General features: G+C 62.1%; 20 protein-coding genes. 13 read left to right on the top strand and 7 right to left on the bottom strand.

Translation table 11 applies throughout. The features are described 5' to 3' along the window. Positions 1-2: 2 nt before the first annotated feature. Genes CXQ96_RS12145 through CXQ96_RS12115 form a run of 7 tightly spaced genes read right to left on the bottom strand, consistent with a single transcriptional unit; the run spans position 3 to position 8,433 of the window. On the bottom strand, positions 3-1,793 hold the full coding sequence (locus tag CXQ96_RS12145; protein WP_104118301.1) for a type IV secretory system conjugative DNA transfer family protein: 1,791 nt from the start codon (positions 1,791-1,793) through the stop codon (positions 3-5). Continuing rightward, on the bottom strand, positions 1,790-3,496 hold the full coding sequence (locus tag CXQ96_RS12140; RefSeq protein WP_181036448.1) for an ATP/GTP-binding protein: 1,707 nt from the start codon (positions 3,494-3,496) through the stop codon (positions 1,790-1,792). The genes CXQ96_RS12145 and CXQ96_RS12140 overlap by 4 nt, the downstream gene beginning before the upstream one ends. Beyond that, positions 3,496-5,013: an SCO6880 family protein gene (locus CXQ96_RS12135; RefSeq protein ID WP_181036447.1), complete on the bottom strand. Its 1,518-nt coding sequence runs from the start codon at positions 5,011-5,013 to the stop codon at positions 3,496-3,498. Before CXQ96_RS12135 ends, CXQ96_RS12140 begins: the two co-directional genes overlap by 1 nt. Then, positions 4,994-6,826, bottom strand: a complete 1,833-nt coding sequence (locus CXQ96_RS12130) for a type IV secretion system protein (protein WP_146070875.1) — start codon at positions 6,824-6,826, stop codon at positions 4,994-4,996. The genes CXQ96_RS12135 and CXQ96_RS12130 overlap by 20 nt, the downstream gene beginning before the upstream one ends. Then, positions 6,759-7,526, bottom strand: coding sequence for a hypothetical protein (locus CXQ96_RS12125; protein ID WP_104118299.1), 768 nt, complete (start codon positions 7,524-7,526; stop codon positions 6,759-6,761). The genes CXQ96_RS12130 and CXQ96_RS12125 overlap by 68 nt, the downstream gene beginning before the upstream one ends. Before the next feature lie 36 nt (positions 7,527-7,562). After that, the gene (locus tag CXQ96_RS12120) at positions 7,563-7,856 is read right to left on the bottom strand and encodes a hypothetical protein (RefSeq protein WP_104118298.1); all 294 of its coding nucleotides are present in this window, start codon (positions 7,854-7,856) and stop codon (positions 7,563-7,565) included. A gap of 4 nt (positions 7,857-7,860) precedes the next feature. After that, complete coding sequence (locus tag CXQ96_RS12115; protein WP_104118297.1) at positions 7,861-8,433, bottom strand: DUF6668 family protein; 573 nt, start codon at positions 8,431-8,433, stop codon at positions 7,861-7,863. 184 nt (positions 8,434-8,617) lie between these two features. Here CXQ96_RS12115 and CXQ96_RS12110 point away from each other — a divergent pair, with 184 nt between their 5' ends. The 13 genes from CXQ96_RS12110 (at position 8,618) to CXQ96_RS12060 (ending at position 23,874) form a co-directional block, all read left to right on the top strand. Continuing rightward, positions 8,618-8,896, top strand: coding sequence for a helix-turn-helix domain-containing protein (locus CXQ96_RS12110; protein WP_104118296.1), 279 nt, complete (start codon positions 8,618-8,620; stop codon positions 8,894-8,896). A gap of 110 nt (positions 8,897-9,006) precedes the next feature. Beyond that, positions 9,007-10,329 (top strand): hypothetical protein, encoded by a 1,323-nt coding sequence (locus tag CXQ96_RS12105; RefSeq protein WP_146070874.1) that lies wholly within the window; start codon positions 9,007-9,009, stop codon positions 10,327-10,329. A gap of 47 nt (positions 10,330-10,376) precedes the next feature. Next, on the top strand, positions 10,377-11,480 hold the full coding sequence (locus CXQ96_RS12100; protein WP_104118294.1) for a transglycosylase SLT domain-containing protein: 1,104 nt from the start codon (positions 10,377-10,379) through the stop codon (positions 11,478-11,480). A gap of 227 nt (positions 11,481-11,707) precedes the next feature. Beyond that, positions 11,708-12,079, top strand: a complete 372-nt coding sequence (locus CXQ96_RS18890) for a hypothetical protein (RefSeq protein ID WP_258059094.1) — start codon at positions 11,708-11,710, stop codon at positions 12,077-12,079. A 725-nt stretch (positions 12,080-12,804) separates the two neighbouring features. Continuing rightward, positions 12,805-12,951 carry a hypothetical protein gene (locus CXQ96_RS18440; protein ID WP_181036444.1) on the top strand — a complete coding sequence of 49 codons (147 nt, stop codon included), beginning with the start codon at positions 12,805-12,807 and terminating at the stop codon, positions 12,949-12,951. A gap of 371 nt (positions 12,952-13,322) precedes the next feature. Further along, positions 13,323-14,999: a MarR family transcriptional regulator gene (locus tag CXQ96_RS12090; protein WP_258059093.1), complete on the top strand. Its 1,677-nt coding sequence runs from the start codon at positions 13,323-13,325 to the stop codon at positions 14,997-14,999. 1,194 nt (positions 15,000-16,193) lie between these two features. Further along, the gene (locus tag CXQ96_RS12085; RefSeq protein WP_104118291.1) at positions 16,194-17,021 is read left to right on the top strand and encodes a ParA family protein; all 828 of its coding nucleotides are present in this window, start codon (positions 16,194-16,196) and stop codon (positions 17,019-17,021) included. Continuing rightward, entirely contained in the window at positions 17,018-17,581 is a 564-nt protein-coding gene (locus CXQ96_RS19060; RefSeq protein ID WP_219816130.1) for a hypothetical protein, read from the top strand. Before CXQ96_RS12085 ends, CXQ96_RS19060 begins: the two co-directional genes overlap by 4 nt. A 458-nt stretch (positions 17,582-18,039) precedes the next feature. Further along, entirely contained in the window at positions 18,040-19,245 is a 1,206-nt protein-coding gene (locus tag CXQ96_RS12080; protein ID WP_104118290.1) for an IS110 family transposase, read from the top strand. Between the two features lie 163 nt (positions 19,246-19,408). Continuing rightward, on the top strand, positions 19,409-19,858 hold the full coding sequence (locus tag CXQ96_RS12075) for a hypothetical protein (RefSeq protein WP_104118289.1): 450 nt from the start codon (positions 19,409-19,411) through the stop codon (positions 19,856-19,858). 364 nt (positions 19,859-20,222) lie between these two features. Next, on the top strand, positions 20,223-20,651 hold the full coding sequence (locus tag CXQ96_RS12070) for a hypothetical protein (protein WP_104118288.1): 429 nt from the start codon (positions 20,223-20,225) through the stop codon (positions 20,649-20,651). A 333-nt stretch (positions 20,652-20,984) separates the two neighbouring features. Then, positions 20,985-22,406, top strand: a complete 1,422-nt coding sequence (locus CXQ96_RS12065; RefSeq protein ID WP_104118287.1) for a ParB N-terminal domain-containing protein — start codon at positions 20,985-20,987, stop codon at positions 22,404-22,406. A gap of 433 nt (positions 22,407-22,839) precedes the next feature. Further along, a complete protein-coding gene (locus CXQ96_RS12060; RefSeq protein ID WP_104118286.1) occupies positions 22,840-23,874 on the top strand; it encodes a DUF4192 domain-containing protein in 1,035 nt (344 codons plus the stop codon). The last annotated feature ends 281 nt before the right edge of the window (positions 23,875-24,155 follow it).

The following is a 24,155-nucleotide window of genomic DNA, read 5'->3' as shown; positions in this document are numbered from 1 at the left end:
GACTACTCCCCCACCATCGCGGACCACCGATTGCAGCCACCGGCCGCAGCAGCAGCCGGCTCCGTCGCGCCTGCCGTGACTGGTTGCGGGCTGTTATGGGCGGCTTCTGATGCAGCGACCTCGTCGGCGTAGGGACGCTCACTGATGGGTACGGTGCGGAGCAGGACGGACCTGGCGCCGGATCCGAGCATCACGGCCCTGCCCTTGGGGAGAGCGGCGAGGTCGGCCACCGAGAGGATGTCGTCGGTGGAGTCCTGACGGCTGCTGGAGCTGCCACCTTTTTGGCGTGAGGTGGACACGGATGTGTACCGGTACTGGCCGATGAGGTCTGAGAGCATTTTCAGGAACTGTTCCTCTTTTACGTTGCCGCCGTAGGTGAAGACGTTCGCTGTGGAGAAGAGTTTCTTCATGCCGGATTCGCCCCATACGTCGACGCCTTGGGACCAGGACTGGAGGAAGGTGGAGACGACGATGCCGCGGGATCCGTAGTGGCTGTACAGGTCGGGCAGGTTCCCCCACCGGCAGACGTTCGCCGCCTCGTCCAGCACGCAAACCATGGGGAGGGCGAGTCGGCCGCCGCGCTGGGTGACGGCGTATTCTTCGGCAGCAGTCGCGGTAGCGACCGTCAACGAGGTGACGAGGGGTCCGGCGGTGCCGGCGCCTTCCTTCGAGAGCGCGTAGAGCGTGTTCTTTCCCCGGACGAAGTCTTCCGGGACGAATTGGGGTCTGCGGTCCCCGGGGCCGGTGGGGTTCACCCAGGCGGCGATCTTCTCGTTCTTGAGGCAGGACGCCATCTGCCGTGCGGTGCCGTAGACGCCTTCGCGCTGCTTGTCGGGGGCCGCGATGACGCCGCCGACTGAGTCGGCTTCCTTGATCCATCCGGCTTGGTCGAGCAGCCGGACGGCTTCATCGTTGGTTGGGCGGGATAGCCAGGTGTGTACGCGTTCGATGGGCTGTTTGCCGACGGCGGCGGCGAGCAGTAGACCGGCGAGGAGGTCCTTGCCGGCGGTGTCGAAGTACGCGTCGCCTCCTTTCGCTTCGACGGCGCGTGAGCCGAGCGCGAAGTTGTTCGCCATTTCGGCGGCGCGTTCGCTGTCGGTGACGTAGGTCAGCGGGTTCCACCACCAGGTGGGTTCCTCGTTGGCGACACCTTGCGGGTCGAAGATCCACACCTGTCCTTCTTCGGCGCGGATGTCGCGTGTGAGGTCGGAGAGGTCGCGCTTGTTCGAGGTCGCGATGACGGGTCCGGGGGCTTCGATGATGGATGGTGCGGCCTGTGTGGTGGTTTTGCCGGTGCGGGTGCCCCAGATGTGCAGGAGGGTGTCCTCCCATGATGCGTACAGTGTGTTTCCACCGCGGACCATGCGCCCGATCATCACGCCGGGAGTCTCGACGCCGAAACGGGCCGCTTTGGCGCGGACCTGCTTCTCCGTGAAGGGGCCGACGTCTCGAAGGGAGGCCATGCGTATCGCGGCTCGATCGTGTTTGACGGCCTTGGTCCCTTTGCGAATGCTCCGGGCGACGAAGAGAACAAACAGTGCACACAGCAGGATGCCGACCGCGGCTAGGAGGGTGAATTCCGTGCTGCGCCACGGCAAGGCACCGGTGAAGGTTCCCAGCGCCCGTGCCCAAAAGTCAGCGGGGATCCCCTCGGGCCGTGGTGCCAGCTGGTGGCCGAGCGTGTTGAGCCCGTACAGGGCGGCGGGGACGCCGAGGAGGGCGGCGACGAGCAGGGCCAGCAGTGCTGTTTCTCCGGCGGATCCGCCCTTGTGCTTGCGGTCCAGTGAGCTCACAGTTCACCCCGCTCCTGCGCGGCGGTGCGCTTGGCGTCGTGCCACTTCTTTTCGGTGTCGTGCACGCGGGATAGGCGCTCACTCGGCGTGAATTCCATCCTGAAGGGGATGCCTGCGCGGGAGCCGACCTTGATGAAGAACTTCCCCTGGCCGGGCGGCGGCTCCGTCGAGCGGTCGTCGTAGTACCAGGCAGCATTATCGGCGTCCTGCAACCACGCGGTCAGCTCCTCATCCGTGAACGCTTCTTCGGTGGTGCGCTGGAAGACGTCGTCGTTGGTGTAGTGCGTCTTGTCGTCCTTGGAACGGTTCCACGCCGGCGGGTCCTGCCAGGTTGCCAGTTGCTCCTGTTCGCGGATGCTGAGCTCGACGGACTGGGTCAGCAGCGGCATTTCCGAGCGGGCGAGTCCGCCGAGGATCTTGATGCCGCAGCGGTCCATGATGCCTTTGGCTTTGTGCCGGTCGGCTTCGTCTTTCACTGCCTGGAGGTCCGAGGGTGTGTGGGAGGCCATGATCTGGCCGACGCCCCACTCGCGGTTCAGTCGGGTGAGGGCGTTGACCTGGTCGACGATGCCGGGCCCGGCGGCGAGGGTGTTCCACAGCTCGTCAAGGATGATGAGGAACCGTTGGCGTTCGATCACACCGTCGTCGGCGAGCATGTTCGAGGTGGTGACGGTTCCGATGCCGGCCGCCCAACAGGCCATGAGGGTCGCCGCCCGCAGGTCGGTTTCCGTTTGGGAGATCCTGGACAGGTCGAACACCATGGGTTTGCTGGCGTCGATCCGGTGTGTTGAGGGCCGGGAGAACATGTCACCGAACGCGCCGGCACCGCAGAGGCTGTTCAGTGAGGATTCGAGTCCTTCGGTGATGGAGTCGTAGCGTTCGTCGTTGCCCCGGTCCAGGGCGACCTCCCGCACTTCGACGGGCCGGTCTTTGAGGACCTGGCGGAGGTCCGACATGAGCGGGATGGTCCCAGCGGCATTGTGCCGGGATTCCAGGACGAGCAGGCACCGGTCGAGGATCGCCCCCTCACGCTCATCGAGCGGGGTCTTGCGGAGGATCGCGATCAATGCAGCGATGGTTCCCCGCCGACGTGCATGCAACTCCGTCAATAGCTCCTCACGCTTGGCCGGCGACAGAAGCTCGGTTGCCGCCAGTGCGCCCGCGTCATCGAGCGGGTTGATGTGCCCGACCCCGCGCCCCAACGGCAAGACGGATCCTCCGAGCTCCTCGATCATGCCCACGTGCTCGCCCTTGATGTCCCCCAGAATCAGTGGATTCACCCCGAACGCGCACAGACCGATAGCCATACGCCGCAAGAGAGAGGACTTACCCAGTCCGGGATTGGCCATGACGAACGCGGAAGGATTCGAAATCAACCGCACGTTCTTGAACCACGAGATCGGATCACAGCAGACCGGTTCATTGGACAGGAGATTCCGGCCAAGCGGCACACCCTCAAGCGGCGCTCCCCCGCCCATAGGGAACGGGTACAGGCCACACACCTGGTAGTTCGTTCCGCGCATCTCCCGCACAGGATGCAGCAGCTGCGCCTCACCGAGTCCCCTGCCCTTGAAACCCCTCGGACCCGGCCGCTTCACCACCGATGACGTGCTCCGGCGGACACGCTTCTTCCCGGCATTCTTGACAGGGTTCTGGGGATCGGTAGACCTTGCCTGTGCGGGGGCTGCTTTATCAACGGTCATCAGAGTGCGTCCCTCACGGTCTTGGGTAGTGCCAGGTGATCCGGGATGACGATGCCCAGCGGGAGACCGGCAGCGAAGGTCGAGTCCTGGGCGCCATAGGCCTCCTCGAGGCGAATCCGGGCGGATGCCCCGAGGTTTTCGATGGCGGCTTCAGCCTCGGGCAGGTCCTGTTTAGAGCGGACGGTCGCGGTGACGATCATCGCGAAGTTGAGCAGGCCCGCTCCATCGGCTTCCTCTTCGGCGGTGGCGCGGGCGGCCCTGGTCTCTCGGGTATCGCGTGAGGTGGCACGGTTGCGTGAGGACGCGTTGAAGGTGGCCGTGTTCACGTCGTTTTCCACCAGTTGGGCGGCACGGGCTGCATCAATGGGCCGGTACAGCATGGTGACACGCTTGCGAACGACCTCAGGGCTCGGCGCGACCAAAGCCTGCAGGACATTCGCCTGCACTGTGGAGCGGGGCGGGACGGACATCGCCCAGGACTTCGACCACGCGTTGTTGTGGTGGTAACGGTCCCAGAACGTATCGGCGGCCTGCGGGCCGACCTCGCTCCAGTTCAACAGCGGCGCTTTGCCTTCCGCATGGGAGCGATCGAACAGGACCGCCTCGGCCGGGTCATAGGCCACCCGGATGGTCTCGCAGAGTTCCTGCGCCGTGAGCGGCGTTGCGACGCCGGCGCCGGTATTGCTCAGACTCGCGGTGATATTCGGCAGCCGTGCCGCCAGATCGTTTGCTACCTCCTCGGCCTTCCGGATCCGCCCACCGGACCGCAGTGTGGCACGGAACGTCACCGCGATGTACGCCCGGGTCACCGTCGCACCGGTAGGCAGCGCGGCGACGGTTTCCTGAATAACGGCCCGGGCGAACGCCGGTGCGTCCGGATCAATACGGCTCTCGACCTTGCGGGCGAGACGGAACCCGGAGTCTGGTGCTGTCTCGATCGTGACCGAGGCCGCGGTCAGACCCGGTTCGTCGGTGAGAAGGCCGAGCCAGTGCGACCAACGGTCCACCCACCGGTTGATCTGCTCCTGATCGACCATGCCGCCACCATCCGGTTCGGAGCCCAGAATGACCGTGTAGTGGTTCCGCTGTGGGACGTGCAGGAGGGCGAAGGGCCGCCCGTACGCGTCGGCGTGCTCGCTGATGGTCGATCGCGCCGAGATGCCCGGCAGTGTGGTCGTCCCGCTCGGTACCCGGCTGACAGGGCCGGCACGATAAACATCGGCTCCGGTGTACTGGGCGTTCATCCACCCGAAACGGCGGAAGATACGCTCAACCAGCGTCCGGCCGTGCTTGTTCTTCTGCAATGACAGCAGGAGAACCACGGCGATGATGGCTTCGAACAGGAGAGCAGCCGCCCACATGTTGAGCATCATCAGAATGACTCCGCCGATCACGCCGAGGACCAGGACAACGGTCCCAGCAGTCGACAGGCCAGCAAGGCCCTTGCTGGTCGGCACCCGGTAATTGCCATAGACGCGCGGGCGAGCGTTGAGTGTGTCAGCTTCGGTTTGCGCCATTGGGATGATCCTCGTTTCCGGTGTTGCTCGAGATTTCCTTCTGCATCTGCTGTGCCTGCTTCTGAATCTGTGCGGCGCCTTGCTGCAAGGCAGCACCAGCGATCCCCGCGGCACCACCAGCGGCCGTCGCGCCAGACGGGCTTGCACCGCTTCCACCGGGCGGCGCAACCCCCGGCCCGAACCCGTCAGTTCCTGACGTTCCGGCATCTGCCGGAGGTGATGATGGTGCTGGGTTCCCCGAACTGCCCTGGGCCCCGCCAGAAGAACCTTGCTGAGCCCCTTCCTGGACAGCTCCAGCGACAGCTTCGCCGCCCTTCTCGGCTGTCTCAGCGGCAGCTACGGCGGCTCCAGCAGCGGGAACTGCTTTAGCTGCGCCACCAGCTCCAGCGCCTGTGCCTGCGGCATCAGTTGAGGAGGCCCCTTCGGCTTCGCCAGAGGGCGACCCATCCTGCGAGGACGATCCCTCCGGTGAAGATGGTCCTTGCTGCGGGGTTGGGGTACTTCCGAAGCCTTGGCGGCTGCGTGCCAGCCGTGATGCACCTTGAGGAATCGCTGCACCGAGAGCGGCCATTCCCATCGCACCGGCACCACCGCCCGAGGACGACATCGCCCCAAGGGCGGGGCTGAGGAAGCCAATGAGTACCGGGAGCGCAATGACGGACGCGGCAATCAGGATCAGCCCCGCGGAGAACTGCAGAAGCCCCTGACCGGAGAAAAGCCCGGAGGTGGTCAGAGTGACACCGGTTGCATATATCAACGCGGCGGCGGGCTTGTAGAAGGCAAAGGCGAGGGTCCACGCAACGATCTTGCTGAACCAGGTTTTCCCTGTTTCGGTATTCATGAATGCCGCCGAGAGCGGAAGAACCCCGGCGATCAGGAACAGCATCGCTGTCCGAAGCACCATCAGCATGATTTGCGCGATGTTGATGCACACCGCGATGATGCCACCGATGATGATGAGCATCTGGTTTCCGCCTAGAAACACGGCGGCCTCGCCTGCGCCCGGCATGATTCCGAGAAGCAGCTGGACATCAGCTTGAAAGTCATCGCCGATGCCTGCGTCGATGATTTGCTCCGCGAGTGCGTCGGTTGCCTCGAGCAGAACGTTCAGTAAGGCAACACCGGAGGCCGTCACGATTGCTAGCGTCAGCAGCCCCTTCAGAAGGTCCTGCGCCGGCTCACCGCGCTGGGTCCATACGATCCGTACGCCGGCAACGACCATGCTTAACGCGGCTAAAGCGAGGGTCAGATAGAACGTCTGATCCTGAATGAAGCCCACGGCAGGAGCGGAAGACGCTGCCCGTTGCGGAACGACAAACCCCGCGAGCGAAGTAGCTCCACCAACGAGGGCCGTCGCCCCGAAGAGAAGAGTTGCCCTGTTGACGAGGTCTGAACCATCGCCACGACGGGCGTTTGTTACCAGAGTGATGGCCAGCAGGATGATGGCGATCGCACTGATCCCCATGCCAATCCACGTCACGTATCCGAGGAAGGCCCCAACTTGGTCATTGAAGGCACCACCTGCGGGGACCGCGGCCGGCCCTGTGGCCGCCGTTGTCAGGTCCGGAGCTTCAATCGTCGTCCACAGAGCACCAAGCTCGGCGATCGTCGAAATGAGCGCAGCTGTCACAGCATCGGCAATAGCCTCCAGTGCATTACCCGCTGCGCCCGAAACGGCGTTGCCGACGATGTCTTGAACTCCGCAGACAATGCTGGCGGGTCCGCAGTTCTCGTCCGCGGGAACCTCAGCCATTGTCAGGACCCCACGGTGCATATCCGGACAGGTCCGAAATTTGACCTTGCACAGGGCCACTGGTCCCATCGTCCTTGTACTTCACATGCCAGTCACCCTGATGCCATTCCACAATCAAAGAGCTTGTGAGGTAGAGGAGTTCAGAACCGCTGTCGCCCGAGACGACAACCTCGACTGTCGCCTGGTCCTCGTCGTAGGAAAGTAGACGGAAACCCTCAAATTTAATCGGCGGAGCAGCACTGCCAGTCGAATTGATCTGTCGCTCATACCGCTCCATGTTCAAGTCTTTACCCGGCCCTTCCAGAGACAGGGCCCTGGCAGTTGCGACCAGCAGCTCGGGATCTCCACTTGCTGCGAGCATGCCGGTTACGGAGAGGAGAGCGCCTTCTGGTGTGTGGGAGTAGCACGAGCGAACTCCCGTTTGTTCGTCGACGAGCCCGGGCCCGTGCTCGACCGACTTTGGGGCCGCCACACCGCCCAGAAACTCCCACTCCACGTCATCAGGCGCAGAGGTCAGGGTTGTTCCCCCGGTGGCTTCCAAGCCGCACACGGACTCGCCGGGGACTGACTCCGATGCCGTCGCGGTGGGTGAGTTCGTCTGTGGTTGTACCGGAGGTGCAGCTTCTGGTCCCTCTTTATTGCCTAGGAAGGTGAAGAGGATGATGCCCATTCCGATCAAGAGGACAACGGCTATTGCGGAGATGATGAAGGTGGGTTTGGTCCACCAAGCATTGTGGGTTTCTTCTTCTGTTCCCGCCATGGCGTACTCCTGTTAGTGAGACTGGTTGTCGGTTGTTCAGGCGCCCGAGATGAAGGTTATGAGTGAGGCTCCACCGGTGACCATCGAGACTGCGAGGACGATCTTGATGACACTGGATATTTCCTCCGTGGTTTCACCGCGGCGTGCGTCGAAGGCCATCTTCCCGCCCACGACGAGCAAGCCAAGAACGCAGACGCCCAGCGCTATCCACTTTCCGACACCCACCATGCGGTTCCAGGCTTCACCGATGCCCGGAGGTGCCAGCGGGTCAGAGTCGGGCAGGATGCCCGCGTTGATGATGGCGTCCTGGGTCATAAAAAGCAGTTCCATAGATCTAGTCCCCTTTGGTCTTGATGGTGTTGATGACCTCACGAAGATTGGTGAGGACTTTTCTTGGCTCGCGGGCCAGCGACTCGGGGTCAACTGATCCTGCGAGGCGAAGCTCTTCTATCCAGGGCACGACCCATGTCTGTGGGACACCGCCGGCTGTGATGCGTGTTTGGTTGTGCAGGGCTTTGGGTGTCTTGCCCGGGGCATCTGCAATCACCACAAGCCCGTGCAATGTGATGGTCGGGTGCGATCCGGCAGCCCAGTCACGGGCAGCAAGCTGGGCGGCTTTGAGGCCACGGTGGTTCTGGCGGGCCACCAGAAAGACGTGGGCAGGCTGGACCGACGGATCAGCAGCGGAGCGGGAGGGCCAGCGATGGTGACACGGCACTCCCCCAAGCAGATCGGCCAGAGTGTTCTCACCGGCTCCGCCATGTGCGCCGAGCCAGAACACCTCCAAACTGTCCGTCAGGAATCTGGCCATACCTTCGCCGGCGGCCAGTCCGAGAAGGCCTTGTTGCGGACCGGCGACACCTCTGAGTACCTCTGCAGCGTCTCGGATTTCGGTTTCCGTGACCATCGGAGCGATAGCAGGCTCCTGCGTCACGTAATCGCCCCAGCGATTAACCATCTACTTTTGCCCCCATATCGACCATAGACTCGACCCTGACCATAGTAGACAGGATCTGAGGCGGATTACTACTAAATGTTTACTTTACAGTACTTTACTTTACTTCCACATCATATCGTGTATTGTCCTGACCATGGAGGTTGGGGTGGTCATAGTGTCTAAGGCACTGGACGACCTCTTCGATTCTTTGCCGCCACGGCTCAGTATCGAACAGCTCACCGACCTTCTCGGGCTCTCCGATAAGCAAGTGACATATCGGTGGCTGCGAGAAGGCAGGGTCCCGGCTATCAAGCTGGGCGGTTCATGGTTGATCCTGCGGGACGACGTCAAAGAGCACCTCAACAGCCACTACAACATTCCACGATCAGGCGCACCGGCGGCGATCGAAGGAACTCCACCAGACGACGTTTAGGGGAAAAGGCGATGGCGGAAGCTTTGAGTAGGCCAGTATGCACGGCAACGATCGGTGACGATGACACCGTCATGGTGGTGATCGATGGAGTCGAACGACAGTGCGATTCCATGCCTGAAGCGATCACCTACCTCGCCGATACGGCCAAGGACCTCGGCCGGCCCCTCAAAGTGACAGCCATCGACCCTTCCTCCCCCACCAACCCGGAGTCTTTCCTGATCGTCGACGTCGACGGTTCAGTGGTGGAAGACTCTTCCGTGCGGGCCAAGCGCGCAGCGCGGCGCGGCACGCCGCAGGCGGCCAAATCAGGGGCACCCGCCAGATACTCGGACACTTCCTCTGCAGGCAGCGTCGCCGTGGACGTGGCTACCCCTGATGAGTACCCCACCGCCAAGCAGGGCACTGTTGAGGACCCGGCGCGAAACGAACCAATGGTGGCCGCCGCCGAAACTGAACACGAACCACTTCCATCAGTGACACCAGCCGCTGTGCCCGCTGCCATTCAGGTCGAACCCGGCGACCCTCGCATCCGGTTGCGGCCGGAGATTCCTGCAGAGAAAGCGCTCACCCCTGCCCGAGAGGGATGGCGTGGCTGGATGAACGCGGCGTTCAAGACCAACCTGGCACCTACGGCCGCGGAACAGGCCAACCGCGACCGGCGCTGCCGCATCCAGCGTCCCCTCGACTCGCACCGCACAGTCGCGGTCGTCCAACTCAAGGGCGGGGCCACCAAGACAACCGTCGCCTACCACCTTGCGGCGACCTACGGGCGGATCCGGGGCGGCAACATCCTCGCCGGTGAATTCAACGAGAACCAAGGAACACTCGGGGAACGAGCTCTCGCCGGCTCCCACGACCGGACAACGCTGGACCTGATCCGAAACCTGGGATCGGTAACCCGACGTACCAGCGACCTCGTCCGCTATGTCCGGCCACAGGGCGATGACAGGATCCACGTCCTCGCATCCCCACCAGAAGGAGCCGACAGGCGACGGGTCGACGGTAACTCCGTCAAGGCCGCACATGATGTCCTACTCTCGCTGTACAGCCTGATCCTGCTCGACACCGGCAACTCAGCCCAAGCATCGACCTGGCGCGCCGCCGTCGACGTCGCCGATTCCCTCGTCTTCGTCGCGCAGAACAAAGCCGACGACTGCCGGCTCCTCGAGGCAACCGTCGAGGGAGTCCAAGCAGAAGGACACGGCGACAAACTCTCCCGGTCCATTCTCGTGGTCACCAACACGGCGCAGCCCAACGCTGAACGTCTGGCGTGGCTCCAGGAGTACGGCAAAGCGATCGGCCTCGCCGCAATCGCCGTCGTCCCGTTCGACCGGTCCCTCCAGGAAGGCATGGCCTTCAACTACGACATCCTCAACCCCGCCACCCGGCACGCGTACGAGTCAGCCACCGCTGACCTCACCGATCAGCTGTAAAGCCGAGCACAAGCCACAACTCAACGGTCTCAACGGGTTAGGAAGTCATGTCCAGGGGGAAAGCTCTCGGCTGCGGTGCGGTCGCACTGGTAGCTGCGCCCGTGTCCGCAGTCATGGCGATTGTCCTCCTCACCACAAGCGTCGCCGAGGAGGAAGAAGCACAGAAGCTGGAGCGCGCCTCGTGCGTTGTCGCCGATGAGGGGAACGGCTCCGTTCCGACAGTGCCCAACGGGTGGGGTCCCCTCGTTGAAGATGCCGCCGAAACGGCTGGCCTTCCCTCCAGCGTGGTCGCCGCGCAGCTGGCTCTGGAGTCAGGGTGGCGCGAGGACGCCCGCAGCCCCGCCGGCGCACAAGGCGTCGCGCAATTCATGCCCGCAACCTGGGCCAGCTACGGCAACGGCGGAGATCCATTCTCAGCACGTGATGCGATACCCACCTACGGCCGCTACATGGCCGCCCTGATGAACGACGTCCAGACGTTGGCCGGGGGCGACGCTGACCTCCTCGTGCGTCTTACCCTCGCCGCGTACAACGCCGGCCCCGGCGCGGTACGAGAACACCAGGGAATTCCCCCCTTTCAGGAGACCCAGCAGTACGTCAACAGCATTCTGGACACTGCGCAAGGCAGCTTCTCGGCGGAATGCAAGGCACCCATCGGAGCAAGAACATGGGACGGCGACCTCGGCGACGGAGAGTGGACCACTCCCCTGCCCGGAGGGAAATTCACGTCGGGGTACGGGCAACGCAACGTAGCAGGGCTCCCGGACTGGGCACAGAACCACGTCGGAGTGGACATCGCCACACCCGGCGCCGGACATGGCGACGGAGGAACCGTCATCGCCCCAACCGACCTACGCATCACCGGAATCAACCACAAAGACGGATGCGTCATCGCCAAAGAAAACGGCGACGACCCAGACTTCGGATTCGCCTTCTGCCATCTCAACGATTACGCCGTCCACAAAGGAGACGAGCTCACACGGGGCGCCGTCATCGGGACCGAGGGCAACAAAGCCGATCTCGGAGCCGTCCCGACGCATCTTCACCTAGAGATCTACGCGCCGGACGCTCCCGACCTCGTCTTCCCCTACGAGGGCTACAACATCGACCCCGAACCGATCCTCAAAGAAAAAGGAGCGTGGCCCCAGTGAGAGGCTCCCGCGCATACCGATCGGCCGCCGGTATCTGCCTAGCCCTGCCCCTCACACTCACCGCCTGCGGTGCCAGCGAGGACCGCGCCGGAGCAACCCCCGAGACCTCTGCCCCGGCCACCTCCGATCCGGCGACTGCCCAGCCCACACCGGGCGGGGGGAGCTTCATAGAAGCGTCGGACGCAGACCGCACCGACGCTGATTCAACGGCAGAGATTGCAGCGCTGATGCTCCATTCCTGGGACACCACTAACGACCGCACCCAGACGGCAGCTGCCGTCCGCGCCAAACCACTGATGAGTGAGGACTGGGCCGCCCAGCAGGTTGAACCCGAACGTAACGCAGCCCAAGGTTCCTGGCTCGAACCGGCCCAACACCAGGCATACAGCTCCCCCTCCATCGTTCCGGCGCCGGGCGACGTCTCCGAAGACGTCACCGAGGACAAAGCAATCCGCGCCTATGACGTCAGCTGGCGGTGGGAAAGCCGAGACGGAGAAAAGCTGACCGCCACCGGCCAGCGAATCGTCACAATCTACCTAGAAAAACACGACGAACGTTGGTACGTCGTAGGACACCAATTTCAGGACATGAGCCAATGACTTATGCATCTGGGGCAGTACTGCTTGAAACGAAGCTGACCTGCGAGGCAGCCAGCAATATCCGCGGCGAAGCCTTCCCATTCCCAACCATCGTTCGCACCAGTGGCTGCACTCGCGAACGGATTGTAAGTACTGAGACCATCCAGATGGCGACACGCCGAAGACGGCAATATTTTGGGAGAGGATCCGTCGTTCCGAGATGTTGGTCAGGATCGGTGCCTGAGTTGCGCGCCGAACCTGTGAGGCGAGGTGAGAAGGGTTCCATTACTTCCACTTCACGACTTCCCCGGCGGATAACAGGACGCCAGCAGGTTTCTTTATCTGTTTTCAGTATTGGTTCCATTACTAACATTGGAACCTCGCTCGAGCCTGCGGGCAGGTATACGGTTCCTGCTGGAAGCAGGCCCGTGCTACCGCGCCACCACTGGGAAGGGGGGTCAGGAGTATCCGGACACGAGAAGCTGTCGAAGGTCCCACACAATGGCGAAAGACTTTGGTACTTTGCTCATGAGTTGAAAACAGTAATTGGTTCAGCCCTTCTAGGGAATGCAATACGGGGCTCAACTCATGAGGATCCGCCCCGCGAATCACCGGCCAGCTACAGGTCGGCGGGACGCACTGACGTAAAGGACAGATGGACGATGGCCACATCAGGACATCCCCGCGGAGGCGGGCGCCCAAGCAAGGGACCTCGTCAGTTCGTGGGTGGCAAAATTCCCACGCGTATGGCTGAGCAGGTTGCACAAGCAGCCGAGCTCGAGGGTCTGACCATCACCGACTTCATAGAGTCTGCTTTGGCTATGCGCCTGCAGCATGTCGATCTGACCGCACGGGATAACCAGGAGGAACTGCCTATCGCAGTGGCCTCTTAACGCATGAAGAGGCCCGCACATGGCGGGCCTCTTATGACGAAGTTGCAGCCTTTCACCTAAATGCTTGCCGGCGACCAGGTGAAAAGCCAGTACAGATCCCTCACGGGATTTGCGTCAGATAAGTCCGAGGGCTTATCTGTTCCCCCCTCATCGGAAGGAACATCCTCATCGTACAGCAGCGCATCTTCGAGCGCCCAGAACATTCAGAAACGGGCGCCCCGCGTGTCGCCTTGGTCAAAGATGACCCCGCGACCGTCTTTGCAGCACTCGCGCCACTCTTGGCCGGGCAACCGCGCGTCCGCATCTCCAAAGACGGAGGCCGGAGTTACCCCCTGCACAACGAGCGGGACCTAACCGATAAAGCACCTACTATGCCGGCAGCGGTACGCATCTTCGGCAAGGACGGGACCTGCCGAGCGCTCTTTTTCGATTTCGACTCATCCGTAGATGGCATTGACCGGGTGGACGCCGAGGTTCACCTCTTCACCAGCTGGCTATACAAGCACGGTATCCGCTGGATCGCCGACCATTCCCCCAACGGCGGCCGCCACATCTACGTCCCGCTCGCTGAACGCTTGCCCTTCCATGAGGCCCGAGAGCTTGTCGAAGCCATAGGCACCCGATACCGAAGCCTGGATAAGTCGCCCCACCAGAGCATTGACCGCGGCTGTATGCGCACCCCTGGTGCCGTACACAAGCGCGGCGGGCACCAGATTCTCGATATGAGCCTGTCCATGGCCTACGACATCGCACGCCGGCCCAACGCTGCTCCGTTGATCCAGTCGCTCAGGGACAACCTTCGGGCGGAGATAGCCGGTGTGCGCGCGCTCCGGCTCGAACAGACCTATGAGAGGCCCGACGACGACGGAGCGAAGATCGACGGTCCGCGTAACCGGATGTCTCGTCGGATGCTCGACATCGCCACCAAGGGGATGTACGACACCGCGCGGTACAACTCACCCTCCGAGGCGCGCCAGGCCGTACTGGTCGCGGCTGCGGCCGCTGGGCTGTCCATGACGGACGTTGACCGACGGATGAAGCAGGGGCTCTGGCCAGGGCTTGCGCAGTTCTTTGCTCGGTACGCGCCGTCCCACCGGTCGACGGCGCTCAAGCGCGACTGGGACAAAGCCATCGGACACGTCAGAGCAAATCAGAAGCTCCACAAGGACGGTGATAACAATGTCCGTAAATACCCCACAAGCCAGCCAAATACACAGCGGGGGGGGGTACTGGGTTCTTCTATCGTTGGTTCAGATCACGAGCACAGATTCATCCGGGTCTGGCGCAATGCCCTGGCTATTGCCGAAGTACGTTACCGAGGCAGCCGTCAGGGAATGGCACGCAGGATGGTCCTTCGTGCCATGGGCGCCGCAGCGCATATGACAGGCAGCAGGTTCATTGAATTCGGTGTTCGCTCGATCGCTGTAGCTACCGGTATGGACCACACCACGGTGGCCTCCCATCTCAGGGCACTCCGCCACGAACCCGAACCGCTCATCACTCAGGTCGTCGAAGCCAAGGGAACCCATGCCGATCAGTACATGCTCACGCTTCCGACAGATCTTCAGAGCGCTGCAGAAGCGATGTCCTGGCGTGCCGGCAAACTCCACTCGCTCCGGCCAGCCTTCAGAGAACTCGGCTTACCGTCCGCGTTCGTGTACGAGGCGCTCGAGCACTCCCCCACTCCCCTATCGACCACGCAGTTGGTGGAGGCAACGGCGCTGAGCCGGACCGCGGTTACTGAGGCGCTGGAGATCCTCGCCTCCTGGAAGCTGATATCCCGGGGCGGTCCAGACAACCGCGGCTGGTTAATCGACCCGTCCGGCAGTCTGGCCTGGCTCGCCGAGTACTTGGGCGTCATCGACGCCGTGACTGCCCAAATCACCCACTACCGGGAGGAACGTGCAGCCTGGCATTCCTGGCTTGCTGGACGCGCCATCGAAGGTCAACCGCTCCTCTCCCCCGGCGACTCCTATCCTTGGCATCTCGCTGAGCCTCCTCCCGATGATTGGGAGCTCTCGGAGATGGCGTTCCGTCTGACCGGATAAAACTACCGTTACTTCCGATACCACCATTGTTGACAACGGTGACATTGGTTCCACTCCCCCACTATGCCTTCGCGATGTGGCACCGTGCCTGATGAAACCGGCGGAAAACTTCCACTACTTCGGAAGCTTCCGAAACTGAACATAGCTTCCACATGGAGCTACGGCACCCAATGGAACCATTCGGTGAAATGGAAGTTTTGGCACCAACGGTCCCGTTACACCTATTTAAGGTTGTCACCGAGACTTCCATTACTACCGAAGATCCGGATGAGCGTTTCACTGAGGCAACGCCTGGTCAGTGAAACGCCACGCGCTGCACATGCCGGCCAAGCTCATCGTGGACCGGACGAGCCCAGCGCGGATTGTCGCCAGCCTCCAGCCGGCCACCTTCAGGAATCTTGATGAAGGGCCGAGGTACGGTCTGAACAGCTGGCCGGATGGGTGACCAGAGAGGAGTAATGGTTCCATTACTCACATTGGTAGTGGTTGCAGCCAGTAATAGAAGTTGCGGTAGTAATACTCCCGGAACTTCCAAAACTTCCGGCGGTAGTAAAGGTAGTCATAGAAGTATCGGAAGTAATTGGACCGCACCACCTGCTTGCTTCGAGGTGAGGATGCAGGGGGCGGGACTCAAGCCAGGTTGGCAAAATGGCTTCGCGAGTCGCCGCAGGAAGTAATGGAAGTTTTGCGTCCGTATGCCCCGGATTCCTTGCCAGAAGTGGCGGCCTTGGAACGACCCAATCCGCACTATTCCAAGTGTTTCACGTAATGGAACCATAGCTACCGTTTCACTGTCGCCAACCGGAGCGGGTCCCGGTAGCAATGGAAGTATTGGCAGCGAAGTGACCGTTGGAAGCATTGGTTCCATTCTCGTCGAGGGTGCGAGCCACCAACGGTAGTAATGGAAGTAAAGAACATTGGAAGTAAGGCTTCCAATAGAAAAACGGGTACATTGCATCCGTTACCCCCGAGACTTCCAATGGTAGTAACGGTACTAACACTTCCAAAGCTACCGGTGGGAGTAATGGAAGTTCGACTACCATTACTCCCTCGTCCCGCGTGGCGCGAACTGGGAACAGCCGGCCACCGCTACTGTGAAGAAAAATCGGTCTTGCCGGCCCGGTTCGTCCCTGACCAGGACGCTTCCTGTCAGTCTCGGCTCGACCGCAGCGCGACTACGGAAGGTACTGGCAGATGCCGGCGAGAATCATTGCAGTTTGCAACCAGAAAGGCGGGGTCGGTAAGACCACCGTCGTCACCGGGCTCGCCGAGTCATTCTCCCAGAAGCTCGGCAAATCCGTCCTAGTGATCGACGCTGATCCGCAACGGAACACCACGTCGGCGATGGGGGTAACGGAGCCAGAGTTCACCCTGAACGATGTCCTCTATGGGGATCCGGACAACAACCAAAAGATTGCCCCTGGCGTAGCCGGAGATGCCATCATCCCGGCCGGTGAGGAATGGCAAGCCAGAGCGGACAGGGGAGAGGACTACCCCACGGTTGACCTCATAGCTTCTGAGCGGAACCTGGCGTCGCGGGAGCGCGATTCCATGATGGCCCGCGAGCACCGTCTGCGTATCGCACTGAAGGGAGTGGCCGACGAGTACGACATCGTGTTGATCGACTGCCCGCCGTCATTGGGCCTCCTCACCGTGAACGCGCTGACCGCCGCCAGCCATGCAGTGCTGGTCACCGAACCGCGCGTCTCCTCAGTCGAAGGACTGTCGGAGATCGTGACGACCATTGCCGAGGTGCAGGAGAACCTGAACGAGGACATCGAGCTGGTCGGCGTCATCATCAACAAGGAGCGCAAGGGCCGGTCCGATCAGACCTACTGGATCAACAAGGTGCGCAGCGACTTCGGCGACCTCGTGCTGGATCCGCCGCTGCCCGACCGCGAAATCTTCGCCAGGTCCCAAGCAGCATCCCAGCCCCTCAGATCATTCGGGTCCGCAGCGAACATCCTCAGGTCCGATCTTGAGCAGCTTGCACAGCTGATCTGGAAGGGGAGTGGGGAATGAGCCGCCCTGATCCCGCCCCCAGAAGGGGAGGGGAGGTGGACCCGCTGGCGAAGCTGCGCCCCAAAGGTATGAAGAAGGCGCCCTCCCGCAGTGTTGTCGAAGAGATGGGTGCAGCTGCCGAACCGCCACCGCCGGCACCCACCCTCCACGCTGTGCGAAGTACCAGGGACGAGCCAGAGGTTGTCCCTGAACCGGCGGCTGAACCGGAGAGGTTGACGCAGCAGCACGGACAGCCTGTGCAGCCTATTGCAGCACCTGAGCCACCGGGCAGACCAGATCCGGAGCCGGAGGTTGCACAACAGCCGCTCGCCGCGCCTGTCTCCGAGAATGCTCAAAAGAAGCTAAAGAAGACTGGGTACTGGGAGCCGCCAGAATTCGGCGAGAGGATGCGTGCTGCATTCGTAGATACGTCCGCAGCCGAAGGCCACGAATCTCTCTCGGCTTTCATCTGCGCCGTGCTGGAGCGTGAAGTTGAACGCTTGGAGGAGAAGTACAACGGTGGTGAGCGGTACAGGAAGGGTACCCGCGGAGTGCGCCGAGGGCGGCCCGTGGGCAGCTGATTTGCTGAAGCCGACTGCATCAACCACCAAGGGCGAGGAACTGGCGGGTATGGCCAGCTCCATTGCCTCGTGCGCGAGGGCACATCACACGCTCTTCCGCAGAAGAACGTGTGACCAGGTAAGTTCCCGAGCCCCCATCACGGATGGGGGCTCTTGCGCCACTGATTAGGACCTCATTGCGTTCGGGCTGACAGGAAACCTGTTCTGTTTTGCTGCTGTCCTTATGTTGTTGAGCAGGTAGTTCGCAGGGCAGTTGTAGTGTCTTGGCTACCCAGGGGTGATGGGTATGGCTCTTGCTGCTGTGCCAGACGGTTGTTATGGCTTCGAAGGATTGGCCGCCCGTCGCTTCCATGATGACTCGACCGCTGATTGAGAGACGCGACACCAAGTGATCGCTGGATAAGGACACGACGGCGCGGTTATCTGCTGGGTTTCACATCCGCCGATGAAGGGAGACCATGTTGCCGAAATTGTGGGCCGGGATCGATGCCGGTAAAACCCATCACCACTGTGTCGTCATTGATGATCAGGGAAACCGTGTGTTGTCTCAGCGAATTGCCAATGACGAGTCGGACCTGCTGGAACTGATCTGCACCGTTGCTGCGCTCGGTGACGGGGGAGAGGTGGTTTGGGCCGTCGATCTGAACCACGGCGGAGCCGCACTGCTGATTGCCCTGCTCGCAGCCCACGACCAACACCTGCTCTATATCCCGGGCCGTACGGTACATCACGCCTCAAGGACCTACCGAGGGGACGGCAAGACTGATGCGAAGGACGCCGCAGTCATCGCCGACCAGGCCCGCATGCGCCGGGATCTGCAACCAGTTCGTACTGGAGATGACATCAGTGTTGACCTGCGGATCCTCACAGCCCGACGCACGGACAAGGCCTGCGACCGCACCCGCGCGATCAACCGGTTACGGGCACAGCTGCTGGAATACTTCCCAGCCCTGGAACAGGCCTTCGATTACAGCAGGTCCAAAGCCGGACTGTTGCTGCTCACCCGGTATCAGACCCCCGACGCCTTGCGCCGGCTCGGGCAGAAGCGTTTGCACAGCTGGCTCAGGAGCCAGGGAACCCGTAGCAGCGCCGATGTGGCCGAAAGAGCCATCAATGCAGCGAAATCGCAGTACACGACGGTGCCGGCTCAGCGTGTTGGTGCACCGATGGTCGCTGAGCTCGCGCAGGAGGTGCTCGAGCTTCAGAGCCAGATCGATGCCCTCGACATACAAATCGCGGAGCGCTTCCGTGAACATCACCAAGCCGAGATCATGCTGAGCATGCCCGGCTTCGGCCCACTGCTCGGTGCGGAGTTTCTCGGCGCTACAGGTGGGGATCTGACCATCTTTGAAAGCGTGAACCGGCTCGCCGGCGTCGCTGGTCTGGCTCCGGCGCCCAAGGATTCCGGCAGAATCAGGGGCAACCACCACCGACCGCAAAGATACGACCGTCGGCTCCTGCGGGCCTGCTACATGGCGGCCATGTCCAGCCTCAAAAGTTCCACCGCGTCACGGGCGTACTACGACCGCAAACGGGCAGAGGGCAAAACCCACACTCAATCGCTACTCTCCCTGGCCAGACGTCGGCTCAACGTCCTTTGGGCCATGCTCCGCGACGGAACTACATATGAGCTCAAACCCGCACCACCTGCGCGGGTGGCGTGAGCTATCGGAGGAGGAATTTCCCCCTTTCGATGAAGCAGAGCCTCGGGCTTCATAGCGGTTTCACACTGGGGGTTCTGCGGGCTAGTGTGTCCGGGGTATTCGTGTTCTCATGGGTCCACGGAGTTTTCCTATCTGGGGGAACTCGTGTGGTGAAGGAGCTGTCATGGCCGAGACCGGTGACCTCACGATTCCGCTGCCGACCCGACTAAACATGGCCGCGCAACTGGTCGTCATTACGCGCTTCGTTGCGGCGTTGTGTTGGCTCGGTGTACTTGCCACGCTGGGAATCATTACCGACGGAGCCCTTCTTTTGCTGAGCTTCCCACTCATCATTACCGCCCTGGCAACCTGGGCTGCACGTTACAGCCGGAAACAAGTTCATGGAACGCGGGGGAGCGAAGCTGCGTCCGAGTCTGTGCTGGGGCGGACTGCTGTCGTTCCGGTCTACTATGCGGCGGCTCTGAGCTGGATCGTCATTGCCGCTGCGATATTCCACGGCAACATCGGGTTGGTGTCGCTGACCGCATTGCCCCTTCTAGCGACTTTCGCAGCCTACGGCGCGAACAAACGATTGAAGCGTGAGCTGGCGGAGAACAGCACCCAAATGATGTAAGAGGCCGAGAAGCCGGCTATTGCTCGGCACGGTGCCTGCCTGTACTAATACGGGCCTCGCGTCCGCTCGGACAGTAAAGCGTTCTTTGTCTTTTGCTGCTGTCCGTTGGATCATACGTGCCCGCTCCGGCGGTTCAACCGGCCTGCGGCCGGCTGCGCGTCCAGGACTTCGGTTCGGCGCTCCTACGTCGCTTATTTCCTTACCGAACTTCTGCCCGCTTGCCCTCACGGGTTGGCTCCGCCTCCGTCGGGCACAGCTCCGCGATGCTCCGCCAGCAGGCAAAAAACATGGTGGGGGAGAGGGAACCAGAACCGCTGATCACCAAAGGTTTCCCGCCCTGCCTATGAACCGAAGGAGCGAACCCATGAGCGTTGCAGCAATGACCCGCACGACCACCATAGACACCAACGAAACCGTCGCCGCCCCTGGGCTTCCCGCCGATGACCGGATGGGGGACGGGTACGACTGGATGGAAACCCTCGAAGGCACCGGCTGGTCAGCCCTGCCGAACTGGGGATCCGACGGCTGGGATGCCGGCGCCTGGCCGCTGATCGTCTTCGCTGTGGCCCGCACCCGTGACGAGTCTGGAGAGCTGTTCGGTTACGGAACCTATGTAGAGGGCGACACAAACGCGCACTGGTTCCGCTCCCAAGATGCGTGCTTTGAAGCCATCACCGAGGAAGTGTTCTTCCACTGGAAGGCAGGCCAGTCCGACGGTCCCGGAAACCTCCCAGCCACGGCAGCCGAGCTGGGTGCCGCGGACCGCAGACCATACCCCGGTTGGACCAGCTAACAACTCTGAGGGTGTCCCGGCTACAACCGGTCGGGACACCTCGCCGGCAGGCCAATAGTGCGTTGACAACATCATTGAGATTCCTTCGGATCGTACGTGCCTGCTCCACAGCGTCAACCGGCTACGCCGGCTACGGAGCCCACTAATGATTCCGGCGCTCCTGCGTCGCTTGTTCCCTCCATCATTCCCAGTCTCCTTGCACCTACGGCGTTGAGCACTGCTCCGTCAGGCACAGCTCCGCAAGCTCCGCCAGCAGGCAAACAACGACGGGGGAGAGGGCCACTGCTGGACCACCACAGGCACCTCACCACCACCGCGAAAAGGAGCAACATCGTGACTGTCCTTGAAATGCTCGACCCAGCCACTCTGACCGTTGACGCGAACGTCCGCGCTGACATGCAGCTCGACAAGCCGTTCCTCGCCTCACTGAAAGAGCACGGCGTCCTCCAGCCCGTCGTCGCGTACCGCACCGAGAGCGGGGGAGTGCACGTCCTGTACGGGCAGAGGCGCACCATCGGCTCCGTGGAGGTCAAGCTGCCACTGATCCCCGTCTACGTGGGGGAGAGCCTCACAGAGGCTGACAGGCTCGCCAAGCAGGTTGTAGAGAACGATCACCGGCAAGCCCTCACCGACCACGACCGCGCCGAAGCGTTCCACCAGCTGTCCCTGCTCGGCGTCTCAGCAACCCAGATCGCCCGGAAAACCGGGGCGAAGAAAACCACCGTGGAAACCGCGTTGAAGGTTCGCGCCAACGAGACCGCCACGAGAGCTCTGGCCCAGGGCTGGACGCTGGAACAGTCAGCTGCGCTCGAGGAGTTCAGCGACGACACCGAAGCCCTGGAGCGCCTGCAGGAGACCCTCGATCAAGAACCCGCCCGGTTCGATCACACCGTGCAGTACCTGCGCAATGAACGCGAAACCTTCCGGTTGCTCGCCGAAGCCACGGTCGAGCACAGAGAGGCCGGGACGATAGTGGTCGAAGCAGCTGGCTACCAGATGCCAGAACACCAGTACCCCCACGCACTAATCCGCCCAGATGGAACCCCGGCAACGGAGGAGGACGCGAACGCTGTTGTCCTCACCGTCACCTACAACAACAACGCCGTCAGCGTTCGGAAGGTCATCGCCAACTGGGAAGCCAGCGGGTACACGTTGCAGCCGTATTACGGTGGGCCGAGCAGCAGCACCCAGTCAGGGCCGATGACCGAGGAACAGAAGGAAGAACGACGACAGGTCATTAAGAACAACAAGCTCTGGGACGCTTCGACCGAGGTACGCCAGCAGTGGCTGATGATCCTGCTGAGCCGGAAGAACCCACCCACAGGCTGGGCACGGTTCACCGCGACCACGCTGGCCAACTACGGCAACAGTGTTGCCAAAGCCACCGCGCAGAAGCAGGAACTGGCAGCAGGGCTAGCCGGAGTCAAAGAGCCCAGCTACCGCTCCTACAAAGAACTCACAGACAAGACCAGCACCAACCCCGACACCATGGTGCTGGCCATGATGCTCGCCGCCCACGAATCCGACCTGAGCCGCGACTCATGGCGTCGCCCCGGTCAACAGGCCGCCTACTACCTGTTCCAACTCCAGGACTGGGGCTACACCCTCAGCGAGGTCGAAAGCATCATCACCGACCACGCCATGGCCACCGACAAAGCAAACACCGCAAAAGAAGACACGGAAACCTTCGAGGACGTGCACCTGGACGAGGAAGACCTGATCGCCGAGGAAACCCAGTACGCCGAAGCCGGCTAACCAACAAGGGAAGGGCGCCCCGCCCAAACGGACGGGGCACTACCCGACGAAGACAGTAGCAGGCCTCACCTGCCCTCCCACCCAAACGGTCCTGCGCTGGCGCTCCGGACTGTGTACGGTGCCGGCCGCTCCCTGGCGGTTGCGTCCGTCCCCGCTGATCTGCCTACGGCGTTTTTTGCTGCTGTCCTACGGATTATGTGGCCCCGCTCCACCAGGTCAACAGCTGCGCTGCTGCGGCCCCAGAATCTCCGGACGGCGCTCCTACGTCGCTTATTTCCTTGCCGGACTTTCTGTTTCCTTGCCCCTGCGGGGTTGACCCGGCTCCGTCGGGACCAAGCAAGCAAGCTTGCCAGCAGGCAAAAACAACGGGGGAGAGACCAACTGCTGGACCACCACAAGCACCTCACCCCACCGCGAAAAGGAGCAACACATCATGCGCAAGACACCCATCTCCGTCTCATCCGCAGCCGACATTCTGGCCTACATCCCGCACCACCTCGGGTTCACCCCCGCAGATTCGTTCGTGTTCCTGACCCTGCGCGGTAAGCAGGTCGGTGCCACCATGCGGATTGACGTACCCCAGCAGGACACAGACCCGGCACTGTTCGCCCAGACGGTCCTCGGCTACCTGTCCCACGACGTCCACGCTGACGGTGTCCTGCTCGCTGTCTACACCGACCGAGCGACCATCGACGGCACCAAACCCTACGGCGACCACGCCAATGTGATTGACGAGCTGCTGGACACCGCCGGGATGCCCATCAGAGACAGCTGGCTCGTGACCTCCACCGAGTGGATGACCTACTTCTGCGACGACGACGACTGCTGCACCTCCCGCTCGCTGGAAGAAATCACCGACAGCGCACTCAGCGCTCACATGGTGTTCGAAGGCTCCACGACCACACGGGAAACAGCCGCGAATCCCGACTACACCGGCGACGACACGAACGTTGACCGGGTCGCGGACATCATCACCGGATGGGTGATCGAGGACCCCACAGACTGGACCGCCCCGGTCATGACCGAGAACCGGGCACTGTGGCAGGAAAGCCTCGGTGCCGAACCGGACAAAGAAACCGCCCTGCAGCTCATCGCCGCCCTGCACACTCCAGCGCTGCGGGACCGGATCATTGCAGACACCATCAGCGCAGACGATGACCTGGGCACCTTCGCTGACGTGTTCCTCGGCAAGTACACAGGAACCCCGGACTGGAACCGTGTGGATGCCGTCCAGGAACTCATCATCGAACTGCTCCGGCATACCCCTTCCGGAGCCCGCGCACCCCTGTTCGCGTTCCTCGGCTGGATCAACTGGTACAAAGGCCGGTCCTCCATCGCCGCCCAGTACCTCACCAAAGCCCGCAAAGCTGACCCCACGAGCAAGCTCGCCTACCTACTCACCCAACTGGTGAACACCGGCCAGCTCGCTGAATGCGTCAAAAACGAAAAGACCGCCTACCGACCGTAAGCAACGAGTATGGGGCAGGGGACCGCACAGGGTTCCCTGCCCCGGCCGGTGTCCGAGTTGGCGCGGCGGCCTCCCCCGCTAGCGCACTGAGGCAGGATGGGTGACAGGTGGCAGGGAGCGTTCCTGACTTACCCGCTAGCTGACGACCGGCACCATCGGTGCCGGAACTGTCCAGGTGGAGAGCTGTCGGCTCGCCTTCCCTGCCGCCCACCTATGGCGACCGGGCCGGACGGGGTGTGACTTGATAGGAACGTGGCGAATTAGGGCTCTTCAGTGCTTTG

The sequence above is a fragment of the Arthrobacter sp. B1805 genome (assembly GCF_002929745.1).
In the GTDB taxonomy this organism is placed as follows: Bacteria; Actinomycetota; Actinomycetes; order Actinomycetales; family Micrococcaceae; genus Arthrobacter_D.
Note: the sequence above shows the minus strand (reverse complement) of the source record. Positions and strands in the feature narration are given on the sequence as shown.